Annotated in this window: 1 protein-coding gene; it reads right to left on the bottom strand. The window is 38.4% G+C overall.

Annotated elements, in window-relative coordinates:
• Positions 1-71 precede the first annotated feature (71 nt).
• The gene (locus ACP6PM_RS29775) at positions 72-1859 is read right to left on the bottom strand and encodes a serine/threonine protein kinase (RefSeq protein WP_426590495.1); all 1788 of its coding nucleotides are present in this window, start codon (positions 1857-1859) and stop codon (positions 72-74) included.
• Between the last annotated feature and the right edge of the window lie 404 nt (positions 1860-2263).

Here is a 2263-nt window from a genome sequence, read left to right as displayed (position 1 = left end):
TTCCCTATTCCCTATTCCCTATTCCCTATTCCCTATTCCCTATTCCCTATTCCCTGACTTCTGCAAGAAGTCTAATGTAAATCATCTTCCCAAACACCAATATAAACACGATTATCTTTACTACGCTCAATTAGACCTTCTAAATTACCTGTTTTAAACTCGTAGCGACTAATTTTACGATTTCGTACATCTTGCAGTCCTTGTTTAATATCTGGAGTAATCTTCAGATTCAACATATTTGCAAAAGCTAGTCTTACCATTAGGTTATCTACATCATCTGCTACAGATAACTCAGTTTGTCGTAAGCGACGAGAGTCCCGATCGTATATATAGCCCAAACTAACTTTATTAGGAAGTAAATCATAAATTACAGCCCTGGTATTAGGCCAATATCCGCGCTCTTCAACTTTTGTAGGTTTTCCTAATAATTCTATTACCTTACTTTCTAATGTACCTGGAGGTAAACCACGAATAATCGGTAACCGATCCCTAATAGTGGAATTATCAATAGGATCGGAAGGAATGTTATCTGGCAATACTAAGTCTAGAAGTTTTTTGGGAACTGAATCTTGAGGAGATGGAACAGGTGTGGGAGTTGATTTAACTATTGGTGGTATGGGTGTAGGTTTTACTATAGGAGGTGAGGGAGTAGGAGTAGGTTTGACTAAGGGAGGAATAGGAGATGGCGTAGGTGTCGGGGTAGGAATAAAAGTTGGTTGTGGAGTATTGCTAGGTTCTGGAGATGGTGGAGATGGGGTAGGTGTAGTTGCTGGTGTTGTTATTGGAGTTGGAGTTTGAGCAACAATATCTGATGGTCTTACTGTCGGAGAAGGTTGAGTAGGTTTAGCGATGGGAGAAGTAGAAGAATGCTCAGAGTTAAGCACTATTGCCACTAATGCTCCTGCTATTACAGTAGCGATCACTCCGAGTGCTCCCCACATCAAAATTTTTGGAGGTCTTTGTGTCGGAGGAATATTTACATTAGCAATTTTTCCATTTCCCAATTTCTGAGCTGGATGGTTAGGTATAACCTGTATAGTTGAATTGTTTGTGGGAGAATCTGATAAAAATTTTAACCATTCATCTACAGTTTTAGGTCGGTGTTGAATATCTAAAGCCATACCCCTAAGCACTGCTTGATTAACATTAGCAGTAAGTTGAGGTTGTAACTCACGAGGACTAGGCATTTCCTGTTGTACTCTCCTGGGTGCTGCTACTGGTACTTGTCCAGTTAATAATGTATAGAGGGTAGCAGCTAAACCATATACATCTGTTGCTGCTGTGCGTTTTCCTTGAGGCAAATACTGTTCTGGTGGAGCATAACCATCTGAGACCAGATTAGTGTGAACTTGAGTTTGACCTGCAATAAACTCCCGCGCAATACCAAAGTCAATTAAAATTACTTCCTTAGTATCCTGACGCAGCATAATATTTTGGGGTTTAATATCTCGGTGAAGCAAATTATTTTGATTTACTACTATCAAAGCATTTCCTATCTGACGAATATAATTCACAGCGATCGCCTCTGGTAGAGGTTGGCCACCAAATACTACTTTTGCTAAAGTCTGACCGGGAATATAGTCCATTACCATGTAAGGTTGACCATCTTCCACAAAAAAATCACTAACTCGGACAATATTAGGATGGACACATAAAGCCAGTCTTTTGGCCTCATCCTGAAATTTATTTTTAAAGTCTGCAAAATTAGGATGTTGAGTTAGAGACTCATTGAGAGTCTTAATGACTACTGGTTGTCCTAAATAATTATGAGTAGCTTTGATAGTAATGCCAAAACCACCCCTTCCTAGTTCTTGTTCTAAGGTATATTTGCCCCCTTGTAGGTTTGGTGATATCTTCATTTTTTTTTCCCAATCTCTCTTTATTAATAAGCCAATTTAGTATTCAGGTGTTTAGCTATAAAAATAAATAGGCTAAATTGCATCTTAACTTCTACTACTTGTTAATGTGTTTCAATTACGAACTAATTAGAACTGGCTGAAAAAGTCTGTTAGTCACAGAAGGGAATAGGGCATAGTTACAGGTGTTATAGTCATTCTGAATAAGACTGGAGCACTTTTTTAACTGAAACTCTTTCAAGGCAAGAAAACCTTGTCTCAATCTTAACTAGAATGACTATAATTTTTCTTTTGAGGAATCATGAGGAAATATTTTTCCAACTCCCTATTCCCTATTCCCTATTCCCTATTCCCTATTCCCTATTCCCTATTCCCTATTCCCTATTCCCTATTCCCTATTCCCTATT

The organism is Dapis brunnea BLCC-M229, from assembly GCF_050015995.1.
Taxonomy (GTDB): domain Bacteria; phylum Cyanobacteriota; class Cyanobacteriia; order Cyanobacteriales; family Microcoleaceae; genus Trichodesmium.
This window is presented reverse-complemented; position numbering and strand designations above follow the sequence as displayed.

What these genes read in the sequence shown, in the direction of transcription:
- ACP6PM_RS29775 (WP_426590495.1), bottom strand. Translation starts at nt 1,859, where the DNA reads ATGAAGATATCACCAAACCTACAAGGGGGCAAATATACCTTAGAACAA.